The following is an 18,070-nucleotide window of genomic DNA, read 5'->3' as shown; positions in this document are numbered from 1 at the left end:
TTGGTCGGCAAACCTTTCATTCACTCTAACTTGGAGACTTTTTCTTGTCTACTCCGCCCCTCGCTATAAGCTCTTTTTCTCCCCCGGCATAGCCGGGGGTTGCCTTTGTCAAGACAATGCAAAAAATCCCGCCCCATATCAGGGCGGGATTTTTCATTGCCGCTTTCGTCTGCCTGTCTCAGTCCTTTTCGCTCCGGGCAAGGAGCCGCAGCTCCCGCAGGCATTTGGGGCAGACGCATTTATTCTTGAACATCGTCACGTTTTTTGTCGCATCACAGAAAATACAACTGGGCTTATACTTTTTCAGAATGACAGAGGTTCCTTCCACATAGATTTCCAATGCGTCCTTCTCTGCAATGTCCAGCGTGCGGCGCATCTCAACAGGCAGTACGATGCGTCCCAGCTCGTCTACTTTTCTTACGATTCCCGTAGCTTTCATCGCGCAGTTCCCCTCTCTATTCAGTTTGATCCGACTTTTTTCAGTTTAGCATGACAGATTCCTGTTGTCAATTCCTTCCAGCGTTAAATCCTGTGCCAAGGGGTGATGTGATGACGATCTCATGGATCTGGGCGGGTATGGTCACCGCCGCGCTGCTGTGCGGCCTGTTCTTCGGTACGCTGGACGCCGTAGCCGCCGCCGCGCTGTCCGGCGCACAGTCCGCCGTAGAACTGAGCCTTTCCATGGCGGGCATTCTCTGCCTTTGGAGCGGCGTGATGGAGGTCCTCCGCGCCTGCGGCCTTGCGGACAAGATCGCCGCCCTGTTCCGGCCCCTGCTGCGGCGGCTTTTGCCAAATGCCAGCCGGGATACGGAGACCCTCGCCGCCGTTTCCGCCAATGTCTCCGCTAACCTCTTAGGGCTTGGCAACGCCGCCACGCCGCTGGGGATTCAGGCCGCGTGCCGCATGGCCCGGGGCTGCGGCGGTACGGCCAGCGATGAGCTGTGCCTGCTGGTGGTGCTGAACACCGCCTCCATCCAGCTTCTCCCCACCACTGTGGCCTCTGTCCGGGCAGCCTATGGCAGCGCCGCGCCCTTTGACATTCTGCCCGCCGTCTGGGTCAGCTCCATCGCCTCCGTCACGGTGGGGCTGCTCACCGCCCGCCTGCTCTCCCGCCGGAGAGGAGGCCGCCTGTGAACCTCAGCGCCCTGATTCTCCCCCTGCTGCTCTCCGCGCTGGCGCTTTACGGCACCGGGCGGCGCGTCAATGTCTATGCCGCCCTGACCCATGGCGCCGAGGAGGGTTTGACCGTGCTGCTGCACATTATTCCGGCGCTGGTAGCCCTGCTCACCGCCGTGAGTATGCTTCGGGCCTCCGGTGCCATGGAACTGCTCTCCCGGCTCTGCGCTCCGCTTTTCGAGCTGCTGGGCATCCCGCCGGAGACCGCGCCGCTGATGCTCATTCGCCCGGTTTCCGGCAGCGGCGCGCTGGCCGTTGCCAGTGAGCTGATGGCAGCCCATGGCCCGGACAGCACCGTGGGCCGCGTGGCCGCCGTGATGATGGGGAGCACGGAGACCACATTCTACACCATCGCCGTTTATTTCGGCTCCGCCGGAATCGTCCGCACCCGCCACACCGTTCCGGCGGCGCTGGCAGCGGACTTCACCGGTTTTCTGGCGGCGGCATGGACCGTCCGCCTGTTCTTCGGCCCCTGACTTCCCGAGAAATTCGCAAAAGCGCCCCGGAGGCGATGCCTTCGGGGCGCTTGGTGCTCTGGAAAAATGGCTTCCGCTTACACTTCCTCCATAGCGGCGTTGACGGAATCCTCGCAGGAGCGCATGGCCAGAATGGTCTTCTCCATCAGCTCCTCAATAGGCCAGCCCAACCGCTCCGCACCGGTGTTGATGACGTCCCGGGAGCAGCCGGCGGCAAACTTCTTGTCCTTATACTTCTTCTTCAGGGAGCTGACTTCCATATCCTGCACGGACTTGCTGGGCCGCATCCGGGCCGCGGCCCCAATGAGACCCGTCAGTTCGTCGGCGGCAAAGAGGACCTTCTCCATCTCCTCTGTAGGCTCCACATCGCAGCAGATGCCGTAGCCGTGAGAACAGACCGCGTGAATCAGCTCATCGGAGCAGCCGATCTCCCGCAGCAGCTCCGGTGCCTTGATGCAGTGCTGCTCCGGCCACTTTTCAAAGTCCACATCGTGCAGCAGTCCCACGGTGGCCCAGAAATCGGCGTCCTCGCCATAGCCAAGCTCGTTGGCATACCAGCGCATCACGCCCTCCACCGTCAGACCGTGCTGAATGTGGAAAGGCTCGCTGTTGTACTTTTTCAGCAAATTCAGTGCTTCTTCTCTTGCCGGGCAGGCTTTCATTTCTTATCTCTCCTTTGGTTTTCTTGCTTATTTCAGTGTCTCCGGCTCCGGGTCGGATGGCAGTGTCAAAAAGTAATCGTAGTAGGGCAGCAAAAAGTCATAGCCGGTCTTGATGCGCTCCACAATGTCCCGGCTGAACAGCTCCTCCGTCAGCTTGTCCTCATGGGTGACGGTGATATTCTTCGCTGAAAACCACGGTGCCAGCAGTTCATTGGGCGCACCGGCCTTTGGCCGCTTGTACCGCTCGCCGCCCAGCGTGAACTCCGTCTGGGCGTTCAGCTTTTTCGTCAGCGCTTCCATGGGCTTCGGGTCCCGGACAATTCGCGCCCGGAGCTTTGCCATGTCCATAGGCCGGGCCATCCAGCAACCAAGGCCGTAGCCCCAGTAGTCCGGCCCCAACTCAAACCAGAACGTAGGCCGCGTGGTCCAGTCCTCCACCGGCGGCTCCACACAGAACCACAGGTGGTCCTTATACGGCCCCCGGCCATGGAGCCGGCGGGCGTCCCGGTAGATGCGCGTCACCTTGCACACCAGCGGGTCCTCCGGCCGCTTGGCCGAAATATAGTCATAGACCTCCGCCCCCAGCTCTTTCATGGGGCGGTAAAATGACTGAAGATAGTCTTCCTTGTGCGCCTCAAACCACGCCCGCTCATTGTTGAAGCGGATACCCCACATAAAGTCCACGGTGGCGTCCGTAAATCCCGTAAACATCATATTCCTCGCATTTCTTTCATATTGCGCTTATTTTAGCACAAGCCATCACAAGAGTGCAACAGGAAATCTGCAAAAGCATAGTTTTTTTATATGTTTTCTATTTGAGGGCTGCGACTTTCCTCTTTCTCCATAAGCAATCCGCCACAGAGCAAAACGAAAGCCCGCTCCAAAAAGAAACAGGACATCCAATCGGACGTCCTATTTCGATTGCCTTATGTGTCCTAAAAAGGATATAAAGTCTTCTGCTGCCCGCAAGGAAAGGAATATTTGCAAGGGGAACCTTGGTCGGGTGAACACCGTCGCGGCATTGCTGTTTGTGGCCTTTTGAAAACCACAAACAGCGCCGCTTCCTCGAAACAGGCTCACTTCTTCCGCCACTGGCGGCGTATCGCCTGTTTCCCCTGCTTTTCAATAAGACCCGCTGCAGGCGGGCGATTTGCAGAGCAAATCAAAGAGGCGCCAATAAAAAGAGGACATCCGCTTGGATGTCCTCTTTTTATTGGTGCCGGTGGTGGGACTCGAACCCACACGGTGTCGCCACCAACGGATTTTGAGTCCGTCACGTCTACCATTCCATCACACCGGCGTGAAGCATATTATAGCGGAAAACTAATCAGAATTCAAGTGAAATTTCAAAATTTACCGCAAAAATCCGAAAAGCATCCGCCAAAAAGCCAAATTCCCCTTGTAATAAGCGGAAATTTGGAGTAAAATAGATTATTATTGCATTCCATCGATAACTGCAAAGGACGGATCAATCAAATGAGCTATACAAAAATCGCGAAAATTTTTGCTGACAGCGAGGCGCTGTCCGGGCAGACAGTCACCGTGGGCGGCTGGGTCCGCACGATTCGGGACCTCAAGGGCTTCGGCTTTATCGAACTCAACGATGGCTCCTGCTTCCGCAACCTTCAGGTTGTAATGGAGGCGGAGGCGCTGTCCAATTATAAGGATATTGCCGCGCAGAATGTCGGCGCCGCGCTGATCGTCACCGGTACCGTTATGCTGACGCCGGACGCCAAGCAGCCCTTGGAGCTCAAGGCCACGGACATTGCCGTGGAGGGCATCTCTACGCCGGACTATCCCCTTCAGAAAAAGCGCCACAGCGTTGAGTTCCTGCGGACCATTCAGCACCTTCGTCCCCGGACGAACCTGTTTTCCGCCACGTTCCGGGTGCGGAGCGTAGCCGCCTACGCCATCCACAAATTCTTTCAGGAGCGGGGCTTTGTCTACGCACAGACGCCCATCATCACCGCCAGCGACTGTGAGGGTGCCGGCGAGATGTTTCAGGTCACCACGCTGGATTTGAACAATGTCCCCAAGACAGAGGACGGTCAGGTGGACTACACGCAGGACTTCTTCGGCAAAAAAACCAGCCTGACGGTCTCCGGCCAGCTGAACGCCGAGAACTTCGCTATGGCTTTCGGCAACGTCTACACCTTCGGCCCCACGTTCCGGGCGGAAAACTCCAACACCCAGCGCCACGCCGCCGAGTTCTGGATGGTGGAGCCGGAAATGGCCTTTGCCGACCTCAACGATTACATGGACACCGCTGAGGCTATGATCAAGTATATCATCCGCTATGTCATGGACCAGTGCCCGCAGGAGATGGACTTCTTCAATCAGTTCGTGGACAAGGGCCTGAAGGAGCGGCTGGAGCACGTTGCCTCCTCTGACTTTGGCCGGGTGAGCTACACCGAGGCGGTGGAGCTGCTGAAAAAGAGCGGCGAGCACTTTGACTATCCCGTGGAGTGGGGCATCGACCTCCAGACGGAGCACGAGCGCTACCTCACGGAGCACATCTACAAGCGCCCCGTGTTCGTCACGGATTATCCCAAGGAGATCAAGGCGTTCTATATGCGCCAGAATGATGACGGGAAAACCGTGGCGGCGGCGGACTGCCTTGTGCCCGGCATCGGTGAGATCATCGGCGGCAGCCAGCGCGAGGAGCGTCTGGATGTGCTGGAGAACCGCATCAAGGAGCTTGGCATGAACCCGGAGGATTACAAGTATTACTGCGATCTGCGGCGCTACGGATCCTGCCGCCATGCCGGCTACGGCCTTGGCTTCGAGCGGATGGTGATGTACCTCACCGGCGTGAACAACATCCGCGACGTGGAGCTGCATCCCCGCACGGTCGGCAACGCGGATTTCTAAGGAAAAACCCTGTTCTTTCAAAACCTACTATCATAAATGCAGGGCGCCCCGGTACAGCTTCGTACCGGGGCATCTTTTATGGCCGTGCCGCCTGTCTGTTGCCGCATTGTGGACAGAGCGCCGATTTTTGTGGCTGCCCGCCGGAAAAAATTGTGCTCTCCGCCATAGACGGACAGTTGACATTCTACGGCGGATGTGCTATAGTAGCGTCAATACAAACGGAATAACGGCAATGGAAACCCATAGGAAAACGACTTTCGTCTGCCGAAGGAGTAAAACTCTCAGGCGCCCGCCGTGCGGGCAGGACTATGGGCGGATGCGGCTCTGGAGAAGCCCGGTATACCCGGGTACCGAAGGTGAAAGGCGGCTGGCCCGCCGAATCTCTCAGGTAAAAGGACAGAGTGACAAGACACTGCGGCGGCACTTTGGGATTCCCATCTGCCTGCCGGGTCGCCGTGCGCGGCCACAGTGTCCGACACCTGTGTACCTTCGCGGAGCGGCTGCATCATCAGCCGCTCCGCTTTTTTCAGGAGGACATGGATCATGGAAGCTCTCATTGCAAAGCTGGACAGCGTACTCTACCCCATTGTATGCGACATCAACACGTACCTTTCCAACTACATTCTGGTGTTTCTGCTCATCGGCGTCGGTCTCTGGTACAGCATCCGGACCCGGTTCGTTCAAGTCCGCTGCTTCGGCGAGGGGATGCGGAAGGTGTTCGGCAATCTCTCCCTTAATGGCAAAAAGCATGACAGCGGTATGAGCTCGTTTCAGGCGTTGGCCACGGCCATTGCTGCGCAGGTAGGCACCGGCAACATCGTCGGCGCCTCCGGCGCCATCTTGACCGGCGGTCCCGGCGCCATCTTCTGGATGTGGGTCATCGCCTTCTTCGGCATGGCGACCATTTATGCCGAGGCCACGCTGGCCATTGAGACCCGCGTAAAAAATAAGGACGGCAGCATCCACGGTGGCCCCGTGTACTACATCACCACCGCCTTTAAGGGCGGCTTCGGCAAATTCCTTGCCACGTTCTTTGCCATCGCCATCATTTTAGCGCTGGGCTTCATGGGTTGCATGGTGCAGTCCAACTCCATTGGCGAGTGCTTCCAGACCGCCTTCGGCATCCCCTCCTGGATCGTGGGCGTTGTGCTGGTCATCATCTGCGGCATCATCTTCCTTGGCGGCGTACAGCGCCTTGCCGCTGTGACGGAAAAGGTTGTTCCCATTATGGCGGCTATTTTCCTGCTGGGCGGCCTCGTGGTGCTGGTAGTCCGCATCAAGTACATTCCCGCTACCTTCGGCATGATCTTCAAGTACGCCTTTGAGCCGCAGGCCATTGTGGGCGGCACGTTTGGCTACGCCATCAAGCAGGCAGTGTCTCAGGGCGCCAAGCGGGGCCTGTTCTCCAATGAGGCCGGTATGGGCTCCACCCCCCACGCCCACGCGCAGGCCAACGTGGCCACGCCTCACGATCAGGGCGTTGTGGCCATGGTGGGCGTGTTCATTGACACCTTCGTAGTGCTGACCCTCAATGCGCTGGTCATCATCTGCACCCTCTATACCGCCGATGGCCCTCTGGCAAACGGCTATGTGGGCGACGTCACCTCCGTGCTCAGCAAGACCAATCTGGCCCAGACCGCTTTCGGCTCCGTTATGGGGGCCGGGCTCGGCGCAAAGTTCGTGGCCATCTGCCTGTTCTTCTTCGCGTTCTCCACGGTCCTGAGCTGGAACCTGTTCGGCAAGATCAACGCCATCTGGCTCTTTGGCCGCAAGAATGCCAAGACCTGCACGGTGATCTACACCCTGATCGCGCTGGTGTTCATTCTGCTGGGTACCATGATGAGCAATGACCTCGTCTGGGAGCTGACGGATATGTTCAACAACCTCATGGTCATCCCCAACGCCATCGCCCTGTTTGCCCTGACGGGCATGGTGGTGCGCGGCGCGGACAAGGCCGTGAAGTCATAAAGTATTTTCGATTCTATTAAGGAAGCGCCCCGCATTCAGCGGGGCGCTTTGTTCGCGTCCGCACTGCCCTTTTCCGCTTACTCCGAACCGCAAGGAGGCCGGTACAGCCGGTCATAGGGCACAGTGAACACCGGGATTCCCTCCACGGCGGGAGCAATGGCGTACATGGGGTAAAAAAAGGCCAGCCCCTCCTCCGTGAGATAAAAATTCAGCGGGGAAAGGCTGCGCCGGAGCCGGCGCCGCCAGCCCTCTGCGTACCGGGCACAGCCCGCCGCCTCCTGACGGCAAATCTCCTGTGCAGCGGTGTCCAGCAGCAGCCGCCGCCAAGGGCTGCGGGGCGGGAAAAACTGCCGCAGAGCCGCCGGGTAGCCGGAGCGAAGCTCCCATGTGTCACCCCAGCGGCGCAGCAGGCGCCGGCCGCTCTCCGTCGGCTCCGAGGACTGGGTATAAAGGCTCCAGAAGCCCCCGGCGTTGTAGGTGACGCAGTACGTCAGCTCCGCCCGCAGACAGGGCAGGGGCCGGCTGGCCGCCCGGGCCACCCGATATGCCTCCGCCGCCATGGGGAGCAGCTGCCGCTGGCAGTAGCGCAGAAACGCCCCGGCCTGTGCCCGATAGTACCGGCGGATGCGGCGGAGCGTTCGGGTCTGCGGGCCCACAGGCCGCGGCAGCGACACCGCGGCGGTCAGCACCGGGATTCCCTCCACGCACCATTCCCGCTCCGCGGTAAACGCCTCCGTTTCCAAACGCTCCCACACCTGCTCCATAGCGCCGCCCCCTTTTCAAGCTGACGTATCCTATGCGGCGGAGACGCAGCGGGTGCGGAATGGCTTTTTTGTTGAAAAATTCATGGCGCGGGGACTTCCCTTTCTTGATGTACTGTGTTAAAATATGAAAAAACAATGCCGGGAGGCCCCGGTCAACGGATATCTGCACGGAAAGGAATGCTGCGGTATGGTCAGAATCGGAAAAAAGGAAAAAAACGAGAAGCTCTATGAGGCAATCTTGCAGCTCAAAAATGAGCAGGAGTGCTATGATTTCTTTCAGGACCTCTGTACGGTCTCGGAGCTGCGCTCCATGGAGCAGCGCTTTGCCGTGGCGTCTTTGCTGAATGATGGCATGATCTACAGCGACATTTTAGAGCACACCGGCGCTTCCTCCGCTACCATCAGCCGGGTGAACCGCTCCCTGAGCTACGGCACCGGCGGCTATGCCAGAGTCTTTGAGCGGCTGAAGGCAGCCAAGGAACAGGAAGCAAAGCCGGAATGAGCAGTTATGCCGCGCTGGCCGCCAGCTATGACGGTCTCATGGCCGATGGAGTCTATCTCCGGCGGGCAGCTTATCTTGAGCGGCTGTTCCGCAGGAGCGCGATACCCGTCCGCACCGTGCTGGATTTAGGCTGCGGCACCGGGACCATCGCCTGCCTTTTATCCCAGCGGGGATACCGCGTCACGGCCACGGACCTTTCCGAAGAAATGCTGACACAGGCGGCAGAAAAGGCAATGGCCTGCAAGGAGCCGCCGTTGTTCGTGCTGCAATCCATGCCCCGGCTGCACCTGCCGGAGCCGGTGGACGCGGCAATCTCCACGCTGGATTCCCTGAATTACCTCACGCGGGAGCGGGATATCCGAGAGACATTCCGCCGGGTGTTCCGGTTTTTAAAGCCCGGCGGCAGCTTTATTTTTGATGTCAACACCCCCTATAAGCTCCGGCGGATGGACTGCCAGCTCTATACGGACGAAACTGAGGAGAGCTATTGCGTCTGGCGCACGTTCTTTTCGGAAAAGCAGAAAATCTGCACCTATCAGGTGGATCTGTTCCGTCTGCGTCCTGATGGCGCATGGGAGCGGGACTATGAGGAGCACCGGGAGCGGGCATGGTCCGCTGCGGAGTTGACGGAGCTTTTGTCGGCGGCGGGCTTTGAGCGCATCCGCATCACCGGCGATCTCTCAGAGCGAGCGCCGAAGGACACAGAGGATCGGTGGATCGTCCGCTGCCGGCGTCCCAAGGAAGGAAAAAACAGCCCCGGTCCGGCCGGAGCATGACAGGAGAACAATATGAGCGACAAATTGGTACGCGCCATCTCCAAGGATGGCTTTGTAAAGGCGGCGGCAGTCTCCACGCGGGAGCTGACGGAGCGCGCCCGGCAGATTCATGATGCGTCCCCGGTGGCCACGGCGGCGCTGGGGCGTCTGCTGGCGGCCGGCTCCATGATGGGCAATGACCTCAAGGGCGACGGAGCCAGCGTAACGCTCCGCATCAAGGGTGACGGCCCCTTGGGAACGCTGCTGGTGGTGTCCGACAATCAGGGCAATGTCCGGGGCAGTGTGCAAAACCCGCAGGCGGACCTGCCGGTCCGTGAGGACGGAAAGCTGGACGTTGGCGGCGGCGTGGGCCACACAGGCACGCTGACGGTCATCAAGGATCTGAATTTGAAGGAGCCGTATGTCGGCAGCGTGGAGCTGCTGGGCGGCGAGATTGCCGAGGACATTGCCAGCTACTTTGTGGAATCCGAGCAGATTCCCACCGCCTGCGGCCTTGGCGTACTGGTGGATCGGGACCGCAGTGTGCTCCGCGCCGGCGGCTATCTCATTCAGCTTCTTCCGGGTGCGCCGGAGGGCATCATCGACCGACTGGAAAAGGGCATCATGGAGGCAGGCCCCGTCACAAAGCTCCTGCTGGACAACGATGACCCGGAGAGCCTGCTGCGGCGGGTCATGAGCGGCTTCGAGCTGGATATTCTGGAAACGGCACCGGTAGAATACCGCTGCTATTGCAGCCGGGAGCGGATGGCCGCCGCGCTGGTGAGCCTTGGCGGCGCACAGCTCAGTGAGCTTGCGGAGGATGAGAACGGAATTGAGCTGACTTGCCAGTTCTGCGACAGCCGCCAGCGGTTCACGCAGGAGGATATTCGCCGGCTTCTGGAAACGGCCCGGAAAAAAAATTAAAAAAGTTTGTGGTTTAGGGTTGACAAACGGGGTGCTTCTGCATATAATAAATTTTGTCGCTTGACGGCGGCTACATCCGCGGGAGCATAGCTCAGCTGGTTAGAGCACCTGCCTTACAAGCAGGGGGTCACTGGTTCGAGTCCAGTTGTTCCCACCACAAATGGCCCGGTAGTTCAGTTGGTTAGAACGCTAGCCTGTCACGCTAGAGGTCGACGGTTCGAGCCCGTTCCGGGTCGCCATTTTGCCCAGATAGCTCAGTTGGTAGAGCAGAGGACTGAAAATCCTCGTGTCGCTGGTTCGATTCCGGCTCTGGGCACCATTTGCGGGCTTAGCTCATCTGGTAGAGCGCCACCTTGCCAAGGTGGAGGTAGCGAGTTCGAGCCTCGTAGCCCGCTCCAGAGTAAATCAGGACATCCGATTTGGATGCCCTGATTTTTTTCGTTAGACGGAAAGAACTCAATACCGACACCCATGCGCGAAGCGCAATTGGATCAGAGGTGAGGCAGGGTTCCTGCGAATTGCGGAACGCAATTCGCGGGATGCCGGGAAGCGAGTTCGAGCCTCGTAGCCCGCTCCAAAAAAGAAACACCACCCAATAGCTGGGTGTACGTAAGACAGTATTGCGCCGAGATTGAAGAAGCGGCACGAAACCGCATGGAGCTGATCGTGCCGAAGCTGGCAAAGCAGTACGGCGTGACCGAGCAACTGAAAGCCGATAATCAAATGGAATGGGTGCGGCAGATGAACGCTTGCAAGGCACAGGCAGAGGAGATTGTGAAAGCGGAATTGATTTATGATTGAGCGAGGAAGTCCGGGCAGAAAACTGTTCGGACTTTTCTCATATAGTCCAAAGTTGCGGTAGAACTGTTCACAAGTTTTATGGTATAATTTGAATACGAAAAGTGAGCAACAAATCTGGAAGCTGCAAAGGAGTGATTGCCATGAAAAAGAAACAATTCACCATTTTAGCTCTTGTATTGGTCGTTATAGTTGTCGTAGCCGCACTTATCTTAAACAGTAACAGGCCCTATAAGCCAACGTCATTTGTTGTTGATGGAGATAATTGGTCGGCCACGGTCGTTGATGGAAGTTCCATACGGCTGGAACTTAATAATAACAGCAAAGAATGGTCGATTATATCGGAACCAGAGACTTTCGTAAGCGATTTTCATACTATTACGGAAAATATTTCAGAGTTTCACATCATTGCTTTGAATGACGGAGAGGGAGAAATGGTGTTCCAATGTACAAAAGACGATGGTAGCACCGCCCAATATATCCTTGCACTTTCTATCTCACGACATCAGAAAATCCATCTCCAAATCGATTCACTTTCCTTCAAAGAGCACGCGTAACAATTCCAGTTTGGCGAACTGATAAAATCCCTTTAGGAACTAAAGGGCGCACTTCTATACTCTCTATCGAGAGTAGTGCGTCCTGCGGAGCTGTATTCTCTGTCAGCAGGAGAAAACTGCTCGACCGAGAATGTTGCGTCACTTCGTTCCGTCAAGGGAGCTACACTCCCTTGCGACGCTTATGCGGCTATCCCTTGTGGACTTGCCGTCCGCAAACGGTTTTGACAAACCGTTTGCCGCCAGCAAGTTTGAAGATTAGACATAAACAAATCCTCCGCATGGTCTAAGCCATACGGAGGATTAACTGTTTTACGGACACCCGTCTATGGGTGGTGTTTCTTTTTTGGAGCGGGCAAGTTTGCTTCGCAAACTTATCCTGCGGGGGAATTAAAAAGCAAGGGAAACAGGCGATACGCCGCCAGTGGCGGAAGAAGTGAGCCTGTTTCGAGGAAGCGGCGCTGTTTGTGGTTTTCAAAAGGCCACAAACAGCAATGCCGCGACGGTGTTCACCCGACCAAGGTTCCCCTTGCAAGCATTCCCCTCCCTGCGAATAACAGAAAATGTTGCATCTTTTTTGTCAACGCAAAGCAAAAAGAAGTACAAACTCGCTGCCTCTGCCTCAACACGCGGAGCGTGTTTTTAACCATAGAGGCCGGTATCCCACGAATTGCCGTTGACAATTTGTGGAATACCGGGAGGCAAGTCCGAGGCCCCACATTTTCCGTGAGTATTCTTTTGCCTGTGAAAGCCGACGCCTTGTTCCTTCCGCCGTTCACCCTCTCCCCGCCGAAATCGCCGCGCAGCAACGGCATTTGCATTGCATTCTTGCGCTCCGCGATGGAATGTGGTAATGCGAATATGCTGAGTTTCGACGAATACGGACGCATGGAGGTAATATCATGATTGTGGCTGCGGTGATTTGTACACTTTTGGGTGGTGTTCTCGGCGCTTATTTAAAGCCTGTTTCCTTCGCTATTTCCATCCCCATCGCAATCATGGGCGGCTTTATTCTGAAAGCAGTCAGGGATAGCAAACGTTCCTGACGGATCGCGGCATTGAGTGTCGGGCAAAACAGCGTAAATTCGGAAAATGGTTTCTATGTTTAGCAAAAGGGCATGACGCTTGTCATGCCCTTTTGTTTTTTCTGTATTTCCGCACGGCGGCTCTTCGCCGCAGCCTCCACAGCTACTTCAGTTGGTCCAGCGTCAGGGAAAAGCTATGGAGGAACGTTTCCATGAAATACGCCACCTCCGGCAGTCCGTAGCCCTCCAGCGCGGCGCGGGTCTGCATGGCTGCGTCCCGGAACTCGTTGTTCCCAGCCTTCAGCTCCTCTACGCACTTGATATAGGCGGAGAGCTTGTCCGCCGCCTTTACCAGCGCCTCCGTTTCGGCGTCCGGGCGCAAAACCTGCTTATATACCGGCTGCATATCCGGCGGCAAAAGGCGGAGCAGCTTATCCTCCGCCACCTTCTCCACCTCCTTATACGCCTTGTGGATGGCGGGATTATCGTACTTGATGGGAGTCGGCATATCGCCGGTGAGGATTTCGCTGGCATCATGATACAGCGCCGCCACCGCTACGGCGCCGGCATCCACCTGGCCGCCGAAGCGCTCATTGCGGACGACCGCCAGCGCATGGGCCAGCACCGCCACCTGATGACTGTGCTCCTGCACGTTCTCCGGCGCAGTGTTCCGCATCAGCGCCCAGCGCTGAATGAACCGCATCCGGGAAATATAGGCAAAAAAATGACTGTTCATCTCAATCCTCCTGAATGCGCCCCAGCAGGGACTCTCCTTCTACGGCGGTGATGACAACGTTCCGCACCTCGTTGTGCAGTTCTGTTCCCTCGGCCAGCACCTCCATGTAGTTGGGCGCGTGGCCGGCAAATTTTCCGTTTTTCGGCTGCTCAAACAGCACAGGGTATGTCTGCCCTACGCAGCCGTTCAGGTATGCCCGGTGCATCTCCTCCGCCACTGCGGCGGCCCGGTGGGCTCGCTCCTCCTTCACGGCCTTGGTGATCTGCGTCATGCCCGCCGCCGGGGTGCCGGGACGGACGGAATAGGGGAAAATATGCATCTGCGCAAAGCCGCATCGGCGGATGAAGTCCAAGGAGGCCGCGAACTCCTCCTCCGTTTCCTCCGGGAAGCCTACGATCATATCCGTGGTAACGGCAGGGCGGTCAAACCAGTGGTTCAGCAGTGTTACGGATTCCAGATACCGGGCGGTATCGTATTTGCGGTTCATGCGCTTGAGGGTAGTGTCGCACCCGCTCTGCATGGACAGGTGGAACTGCGGACACAGCTCCGGCAGCGCGGCGGCGCGGCGGCAGAAGTCCTCCGTCACCGTCCGGGGCTCCAGACTCCCCAGCCGCAGCCGGACGCCGGGAGCAGCGGCGGACAGTGCCTCCAACAGATCAATGAGGGTCAGGCCGTTTTTCAAATCGTGTCCCCATGAGGAAATCTCAATGCCGGTGAGCACGATCTCCCGATAGCCCTCCGCTGCCAACTGCCGCGTCTGCTCCACCGCCCGCTCCAGGGGCAGGGAGCGCACCGGCCCCCGGGCGTAGGGGATAATGCAGTACGAGCAGAAATTCACACAGCCATCCTCGATCTTCAGCATGGCCCGGGTGCGGCCCTCCATACCCCCGGCGGGCAGGACCTCAAACGTCCGGCGCTCAAAGGATTTGTCAATGGCCTCCAGCCGTTTCTTTCCGGCGGCGGCCTCCTCCAGCAGCGTGACAAAGCCCTCCCGGTCCCCGGTGCCGGCAATGAGGTCCACCTCCAGCTCCCGCACGGCCTCCGCATGGGTCTGGGGATAGCAGCCGCAGACCGCCACCACCGCCGCCGGGTGCTGCCGCTTGGCGCGGTGAATCACCTGACGGGATTTCTGGTCGCTGACAGCGGTGACGGAACAGGTATTCACCACGTATGCGTCCGCGTCACTGGAAAAATCCACCACCTTATGTCCCCGGGCCCGGAGGGTCTGCTCCATGGCCTGCGTCTCATATTGGTTCACCTTGCAGCCAAGGGTGTAAATGGCAACTTTCATAGTTTCTCCTTGCGTTTTGAAAACGTTTCTTTTATAATAAGTAATTACGCTGTTGTATTGTCAAAGTCTATGACTCTATATCATTTCTCTTTTATTATACGTTGCTTTTCCCGTTTGGGCAAGAGGAGGTTTTTATGGTCTATCTGGATCACGCCGCCACTACGCCGGTTCCCCGGGCCGTGGCGGACGTTATGTATGCTGTTCTCACCGAGCAATTCGGCAATCCCAGCGCCCAATACCCCATGGGCCTTGAAATGAAGCGCCGCGTGGAGGCGTGGCGGGCCACGGTGGCACAGGCGGTGGGCTGTGAGCCGGGGCGGCTCTTTTTCACCTCCTGCGGAACGGAGGGGGACAACTGGGCCCTCCGCGCCGCCTGCTGGCACAACCGCCGGGTGGGCCGCCACATCGTCACCACCGCCGTAGAGCACCATGCCGTGCTGAACTGCTGCCGCCAGTTAGAGCAGGAGGGCTGGGAGGTCACCCGCCTTCTGCCGGACGCAAACGGCGACATTTCCGCAGAGGCCGTGCTCTCGGCAGTGCGGCCGGACACGGCGCTGGTGTCCGTTATGATGGTAAACAACGAGCTTGGCAATATCTATCCCATTGCGGAGATCGCCCGGGGGCTGAAGGCGGTCAATGAAAAAACGCTGCTCCACACCGACGCGGTGCAGGGCTTTTTGAAGGTCCCCTTCTCCGCGAAAACGCTGGGGGCGGACTTTATCACCATCTCCGGCCACAAGGTCGGCGGCCCCAAGGGCATCGGCGCACTGTACATCGGTCCCCGGGTGCGGGAGCCCCGGCCGCTGCTTCCCGGCGGCGGACAGGAGATGGGTCTGCGCTCCGGCACAGAGCCCACCGCGCAAATCGCGGGCTTTGCCAAGGCCGTAGAACTGCGGCAGGACAGTCTTGCGGACAAGCTCCGGCACATGGCGGACATCAAAGCCTATGCCATTGAACAGCTCACTGCCATCCCGGACCTTCGCCTCATTGGGGACGGTAAGGCACCCCACGTGCTGTCCGTAGCGCTGGAGGGCTGGCCCAGCCAGAATATCGTCACGGACCTTGGCAGTCAGGGAATCTGCATTTCCGCCGGCTCCGCCTGCCATCAGGGCAAGGCCAGTCAGGTGGTAGCGGCGCTGAAGCTGCCAAAGCGGGTGGCCGCCGGCGTCATCCGGCTGAGCTTCGGCCCGGAGACCACCTTTGAGGAAATCGACGCCTGCGTTGAGGCGCTGCACCGCCATCACGATACCCGGATGCCGATGCTGTAATCTTTTCTGAGGAAACAACACAAGCTATGAATTTCAACTATCTTCACCGGGAGCCGGGCTTTTACAAGCGGGTCTTCGCGCTGGCAATGCCGGTAGTGCTGCAAAATCTTATCACCACCTCCCTTGGCTTCATGGACACCTTTATGGTGGGCCTTGTGGGACAGGAGCAGATGTCCGCTGTCACCGTGTCCAACGTACCCATCTATATCATCCAGCTCATTGTCTTCGGTCTGCAAAGCGGCTCCAGTGTTCTCATCAGCCAGTTCTGGGGACGGGGCGACCGGGAGGCCATCAACCGGGTCATGGGAATCGGCTTTTTTGTGGCCGGCGGCATCTCCACACTCTGCGCCCTGATCATGGGCTTCTTCCCCCGGCAGGTGCTCCTGCTCATCACGGACAATCTCCGCCTTGTGGAGCTGGGTACGCCCTATATCCGCATCGTGGGCTTTTCCTATATTCTCAACTCTCTGTCCTCCATCTATATCGGAATGCAGCGCAGCATTGAAAATCCCCGCTTTGGCATGACGGTGTTCGCCATTTCCACCGTATGCAACACGGTAGGCAACTACGTGCTCATTTTCGGCAAGCTGGGCCTTCCCGCGCTGGGAATCACCGGCGCCGCCGTGGCAACGTTTTTCTCCCGGGTGGTGGAATTTATCATTTCGGTCACCTACGCCCTTCACTGCAAGCGGATGCCGCTGATGCCCGCCTGCATTCTCCGTCCCGGAAAGGCCATTTTCCGCAGCTTCGTGAAGTTTTCCACGCCGGTGCTGCTCAATGAGACTCTGTGGGGCACCGGTACCTCTCTATACACCGTTATCATGGGCCACATGGCGGGCAGCACAGACCTTATTTCCGCCTACACCGTGGCCGGCAACATCGACAAGATGGTGACGGTAGCCATTTTCGGTGTGGCGGCGGCCGCTGCCGTGATCGTCGGCAAGGAGGTGGGCATGGGCGGCAAAAACGCCTATGACATCGGCCGTGCGCTGATCTTCGTGGCGTTCTGCACCGGCCTTGGCGTGGCCGTTGTGGAGCAGCTCTTATTCTGGCTGGTGCTCCAGCCCCATGTGCTGCCCCTGTTCTCCATGTCCGCCGTGTCGGCCTCTTTGTGCGTGACCATGATGATCTGCTACTCCCTATCCGCGCCGCTCCACGCCTTTGCCACTACCGGCATTGTCGGCGTACTCCGGGGCGGCGGCGATGTGCGGGCGGCCATGCTCATTGACCTGCTGCCCCTGTGGCTCTTTACGCTGCCCCTGCTGGTGCTGCTGGGACTGATTCTCCACGCGCCCATTGCCCTGTTCTGCTTTGTCATGGCCATGGAGTCGGCGCTGAAGGTGCCCTTCGGTCTGCACCGCATCCACAGCGGCAAGTGGATTCATGATGTAACAAAGGAGCTGGAACCATGACCTCTCTTTTCTGCTGCCCCGTCTGCGGGGCGCCGCTGGAGCGGGAGGAGCGGGTGTACCGTTGCCCCGGCGGCCACAGCTATGATATCGCCAAGGAGGGCTACACCTACCTGCTGCCGCCGAACCGCAAGCACTCCGCCGATCCCGGCGACGATAAGGCCATGGCGGCTGCCCGACGGGATTTCCTATCCAAAGGGTATTACAGTCCACTGCTCAATACGATTTGTAATTGGATCAACACCCTTCCTGACGAAGGACCGGTGATTTTGGACGCCGGCTGCGGCGAGGGCTACTACACCTCCGGCATCCGGCAGGCGCTGGCTGTGGCCGGGAAACTACCCAAAATGGCGGGTATCGATATCTCCCGCTCCATTTTGCGTCTGGCGGCCAAGCGGGAAAAATACGTGGAGCTGGCCGTGGCCTCCTGTTTCCATCTTCCCTTTGCCGATGAGGCGGCGGACCTTCTGCTGGACTGCTTTTCCCCGCTGGCCATTGACGAATTCCGCCGGGTCTTAAAGCCCGGTGGGCATTTCCTCTATGTAGTGCCGGGTGCCAAACACCTGTGGGAACTGAAACAGGTGCTTTATGACCGTCCGTATCCCAACGAGGAAAAAGAAACGCCCTATGAGGGCTTTTCCTATGAGGCGATTATTCCAGTGGACTTCACGCTGCACCTAACCTCCCCGGCGGATATCCGCGCCCTGTTCCAAATGACGCCCTACTGCTGGAAAACCCCCAGGGCGGGCGTGGAGCGGATGGAGCAGTTGGAGACACTGAACTGTCAGGCGTCCTTCCACATCCACGTCTTTCAAAAGCTGTAATGCAAAATCGCTTGTCAAATAATTTTGTTGAAATCCAGTATATTTTCGGCAGCGGCGCTCCCCTGCC

Annotated in this window: 18 protein-coding genes, 5 tRNA genes, 1 pseudogene and 1 riboswitch; of the genes and pseudogenes, 17 read left to right on the top strand and 7 right to left on the bottom strand. The window is 58.2% G+C overall.

The window, feature by feature from the left end; genetic code table 11:
• Nucleotides 1-178: 178 nt before the first annotated feature.
• Nucleotides 179-439, bottom strand: coding sequence for an AbrB/MazE/SpoVT family DNA-binding domain-containing protein (locus tag PY311_RS11445; protein ID WP_286148822.1), 261 nt, complete (start codon nucleotides 437-439; stop codon nucleotides 179-181).
• A 110-nt stretch (nucleotides 440-549) separates the two neighbouring features.
• Between PY311_RS11445 and PY311_RS11440 the strand changes: the two genes are divergently transcribed.
• Nucleotides 550-1,134, top strand: a complete 585-nt coding sequence (locus PY311_RS11440) for a nucleoside recognition domain-containing protein (protein WP_286148820.1) — start codon at nucleotides 550-552, stop codon at nucleotides 1,132-1,134.
• Nucleotides 1,131-1,652: a spore maturation protein gene (locus tag PY311_RS11435; protein ID WP_286148819.1), complete on the top strand. Its 522-nt coding sequence runs from the start codon at nucleotides 1,131-1,133 to the stop codon at nucleotides 1,650-1,652. The genes PY311_RS11440 and PY311_RS11435 overlap by 4 nt, the downstream gene beginning before the upstream one ends.
• A 77-nt stretch (nucleotides 1,653-1,729) precedes the next feature.
• On the opposite strand, the gene PY311_RS11430 is transcribed toward PY311_RS11435, so the two are convergent.
• From PY311_RS11430 to PY311_RS11420, 3 genes are all read right to left on the bottom strand, one after another.
• Nucleotides 1,730-2,314 carry a hydrolase gene (locus PY311_RS11430; protein ID WP_286148818.1) on the bottom strand — a complete coding sequence of 195 codons (585 nt, stop codon included), beginning with the start codon at nucleotides 2,312-2,314 and terminating at the stop codon, nucleotides 1,730-1,732.
• 27 nt (nucleotides 2,315-2,341) lie between these two features.
• On the bottom strand, nucleotides 2,342-3,028 hold the full coding sequence (locus PY311_RS11425; RefSeq protein ID WP_350309737.1) for a DUF2461 domain-containing protein: 687 nt from the start codon (nucleotides 3,026-3,028) through the stop codon (nucleotides 2,342-2,344).
• Between the two features lie 500 nt (nucleotides 3,029-3,528).
• A tRNA-Leu gene (locus PY311_RS11420) sits at nucleotides 3,529-3,614 on the bottom strand.
• 176 nt (nucleotides 3,615-3,790) lie between these two features.
• Between PY311_RS11420 and asnS the strand changes: the two genes are divergently transcribed.
• Nucleotides 3,791-5,185 (top strand): asparagine--tRNA ligase, encoded by a 1,395-nt coding sequence (asnS, locus tag PY311_RS11415; RefSeq protein WP_286148817.1) that lies wholly within the window; start codon nucleotides 3,791-3,793, stop codon nucleotides 5,183-5,185.
• Nucleotides 5,186-5,499: 314 nt separating this feature from the next.
• A riboswitch (glycine riboswitch) is annotated at nucleotides 5,500-5,595 on the top strand.
• Between the two features lie 133 nt (nucleotides 5,596-5,728).
• Entirely contained in the window at nucleotides 5,729-7,153 is a 1,425-nt protein-coding gene (locus tag PY311_RS11410) for an alanine/glycine:cation symporter family protein (protein WP_286148816.1), read from the top strand.
• A 77-nt stretch (nucleotides 7,154-7,230) separates the two neighbouring features.
• Here PY311_RS11410 and PY311_RS11405 read toward each other — a convergent pair whose 3' ends face one another.
• Nucleotides 7,231-7,917: an RsiV family protein gene (locus PY311_RS11405; RefSeq protein ID WP_286148815.1), complete on the bottom strand. Its 687-nt coding sequence runs from the start codon at nucleotides 7,915-7,917 to the stop codon at nucleotides 7,231-7,233.
• Between the two features lie 187 nt (nucleotides 7,918-8,104).
• Between PY311_RS11405 and PY311_RS11400 the strand changes: the two genes are divergently transcribed.
• The 10 genes and pseudogenes from PY311_RS11400 (at nucleotide 8,105) to PY311_RS11355 (ending at nucleotide 12,496) form a co-directional block, all read left to right on the top strand.
• Nucleotides 8,105-8,419 carry a YerC/YecD family TrpR-related protein gene (locus PY311_RS11400; protein WP_286148814.1) on the top strand — a complete coding sequence of 105 codons (315 nt, stop codon included), beginning with the start codon at nucleotides 8,105-8,107 and terminating at the stop codon, nucleotides 8,417-8,419.
• Nucleotides 8,416-9,195, top strand: a complete 780-nt coding sequence (locus PY311_RS11395; protein WP_286148813.1) for a class I SAM-dependent DNA methyltransferase — start codon at nucleotides 8,416-8,418, stop codon at nucleotides 9,193-9,195. Before PY311_RS11400 ends, PY311_RS11395 begins: the two co-directional genes overlap by 4 nt.
• Nucleotides 9,196-9,207: 12 nt before the next feature.
• The gene (hslO, locus tag PY311_RS11390) at nucleotides 9,208-10,098 is read left to right on the top strand and encodes an Hsp33 family molecular chaperone HslO (protein ID WP_286148812.1); all 891 of its coding nucleotides are present in this window, start codon (nucleotides 9,208-9,210) and stop codon (nucleotides 10,096-10,098) included.
• Nucleotides 10,099-10,178: 80 nt separating this feature from the next.
• Nucleotides 10,179-10,255, top strand: a tRNA-Val gene (locus PY311_RS11385).
• A gap of 5 nt (nucleotides 10,256-10,260) precedes the next feature.
• Nucleotides 10,261-10,337, top strand: a tRNA-Asp gene (locus PY311_RS11380).
• A 4-nt stretch (nucleotides 10,338-10,341) separates the two neighbouring features.
• Nucleotides 10,342-10,417 (top strand) — tRNA-Phe (locus PY311_RS11375).
• A gap of 3 nt (nucleotides 10,418-10,420) precedes the next feature.
• A tRNA-Gly gene (locus PY311_RS11370) sits at nucleotides 10,421-10,496 on the top strand.
• Between the two features lie 217 nt (nucleotides 10,497-10,713).
• Nucleotides 10,714-10,899: pseudogene (locus PY311_RS11365) on the top strand (TnpV protein); the annotation flags it as partial.
• Nucleotides 10,900-11,039: 140 nt separating this feature from the next.
• Nucleotides 11,040-11,453, top strand: coding sequence for a hypothetical protein (locus tag PY311_RS11360; protein ID WP_286148810.1), 414 nt, complete (start codon nucleotides 11,040-11,042; stop codon nucleotides 11,451-11,453).
• An 899-nt stretch (nucleotides 11,454-12,352) separates the two neighbouring features.
• Nucleotides 12,353-12,496, top strand: coding sequence for a hypothetical protein (locus PY311_RS11355; RefSeq protein WP_286148809.1), 144 nt, complete (start codon nucleotides 12,353-12,355; stop codon nucleotides 12,494-12,496).
• Between the two features lie 142 nt (nucleotides 12,497-12,638).
• Here PY311_RS11355 and yfbR read toward each other — a convergent pair whose 3' ends face one another.
• Together yfbR and mtaB are read right to left on the bottom strand one after the other, a co-directional pair.
• Entirely contained in the window at nucleotides 12,639-13,211 is a 573-nt protein-coding gene (yfbR, locus tag PY311_RS11350) for a 5'-deoxynucleotidase (RefSeq protein WP_286148808.1), read from the bottom strand.
• A 1-nt stretch (nucleotide 13,212) separates the two neighbouring features.
• On the bottom strand, nucleotides 13,213-14,502 hold the full coding sequence (mtaB, locus tag PY311_RS11345) for a tRNA (N(6)-L-threonylcarbamoyladenosine(37)-C(2))-methylthiotransferase MtaB (protein ID WP_286148807.1): 1,290 nt from the start codon (nucleotides 14,500-14,502) through the stop codon (nucleotides 13,213-13,215).
• Between the two features lie 134 nt (nucleotides 14,503-14,636).
• Between mtaB and PY311_RS11340 the strand changes: the two genes are divergently transcribed.
• Genes PY311_RS11340 through PY311_RS11330 form a run of 3 tightly spaced genes read left to right on the top strand, consistent with a single transcriptional unit; the run spans nucleotide 14,637 to nucleotide 18,003 of the window.
• Nucleotides 14,637-15,770 (top strand): cysteine desulfurase family protein, encoded by a 1,134-nt coding sequence (locus PY311_RS11340; RefSeq protein WP_286148806.1) that lies wholly within the window; start codon nucleotides 14,637-14,639, stop codon nucleotides 15,768-15,770.
• A gap of 26 nt (nucleotides 15,771-15,796) precedes the next feature.
• Nucleotides 15,797-17,182 (top strand): MATE family efflux transporter, encoded by a 1,386-nt coding sequence (locus tag PY311_RS11335; protein WP_286148805.1) that lies wholly within the window; start codon nucleotides 15,797-15,799, stop codon nucleotides 17,180-17,182.
• A complete protein-coding gene (locus PY311_RS11330; RefSeq protein WP_286148804.1) occupies nucleotides 17,179-18,003 on the top strand; it encodes a putative RNA methyltransferase in 825 nt (274 codons plus the stop codon). The genes PY311_RS11335 and PY311_RS11330 overlap by 4 nt, the downstream gene beginning before the upstream one ends.
• Nucleotides 18,004-18,070 lie beyond the last annotated feature (67 nt).

It is taken from the genome of Neopoerus faecalis, assembly GCF_029218125.1.
Lineage (GTDB): Bacteria > Bacillota > Clostridia > Oscillospirales > Oscillospiraceae > Oscillibacter > Oscillibacter faecalis_A.
This window is presented reverse-complemented; position numbering and strand designations above follow the sequence as displayed.

What these genes read in the sequence shown, in the direction of transcription:
- PY311_RS11445 (WP_286148822.1), bottom strand. Translation starts at nt 439, where the DNA reads ATGAAAGCTACGGGAATCGTAAGAAAAGTAGACGAGCTGGGACGCATC.
- PY311_RS11440 (WP_286148820.1), top strand. Translation starts at nt 550, where the DNA reads ATGACGATCTCATGGATCTGGGCGGGTATGGTCACCGCCGCGCTGCTG.
- PY311_RS11430 (WP_286148818.1), bottom strand. Translation starts at nt 2,314, where the DNA reads ATGAAAGCCTGCCCGGCAAGAGAAGAAGCACTGAATTTGCTGAAAAAG.
- PY311_RS11425 (WP_350309737.1), bottom strand. Translation starts at nt 3,028, where the DNA reads ATGATGTTTACGGGATTTACGGACGCCACCGTGGACTTTATGTGGGGT.
- asnS (WP_286148817.1), top strand. Translation starts at nt 3,791, where the DNA reads ATGAGCTATACAAAAATCGCGAAAATTTTTGCTGACAGCGAGGCGCTG.
- PY311_RS11410 (WP_286148816.1), top strand. Translation starts at nt 5,729, where the DNA reads ATGGAAGCTCTCATTGCAAAGCTGGACAGCGTACTCTACCCCATTGTA.
- PY311_RS11405 (WP_286148815.1), bottom strand. Translation starts at nt 7,917, where the DNA reads ATGGAGCAGGTGTGGGAGCGTTTGGAAACGGAGGCGTTTACCGCGGAG.
- PY311_RS11400 (WP_286148814.1), top strand. Translation starts at nt 8,105, where the DNA reads ATGGTCAGAATCGGAAAAAAGGAAAAAAACGAGAAGCTCTATGAGGCA.
- PY311_RS11395 (WP_286148813.1), top strand. Translation starts at nt 8,416, where the DNA reads ATGAGCAGTTATGCCGCGCTGGCCGCCAGCTATGACGGTCTCATGGCC.
- hslO (WP_286148812.1), top strand. Translation starts at nt 9,208, where the DNA reads ATGAGCGACAAATTGGTACGCGCCATCTCCAAGGATGGCTTTGTAAAG.
- PY311_RS11360 (WP_286148810.1), top strand. Translation starts at nt 11,040, where the DNA reads ATGAAAAAGAAACAATTCACCATTTTAGCTCTTGTATTGGTCGTTATA.
- PY311_RS11355 (WP_286148809.1), top strand. Translation starts at nt 12,353, where the DNA reads ATGATTGTGGCTGCGGTGATTTGTACACTTTTGGGTGGTGTTCTCGGC.
- yfbR (WP_286148808.1), bottom strand. Translation starts at nt 13,211, where the DNA reads ATGAACAGTCATTTTTTTGCCTATATTTCCCGGATGCGGTTCATTCAG.
- mtaB (WP_286148807.1), bottom strand. Translation starts at nt 14,502, where the DNA reads ATGAAAGTTGCCATTTACACCCTTGGCTGCAAGGTGAACCAATATGAG.
- PY311_RS11340 (WP_286148806.1), top strand. Translation starts at nt 14,637, where the DNA reads ATGGTCTATCTGGATCACGCCGCCACTACGCCGGTTCCCCGGGCCGTG.
- PY311_RS11335 (WP_286148805.1), top strand. Translation starts at nt 15,797, where the DNA reads ATGAATTTCAACTATCTTCACCGGGAGCCGGGCTTTTACAAGCGGGTC.
- PY311_RS11330 (WP_286148804.1), top strand. Translation starts at nt 17,179, where the DNA reads ATGACCTCTCTTTTCTGCTGCCCCGTCTGCGGGGCGCCGCTGGAGCGG.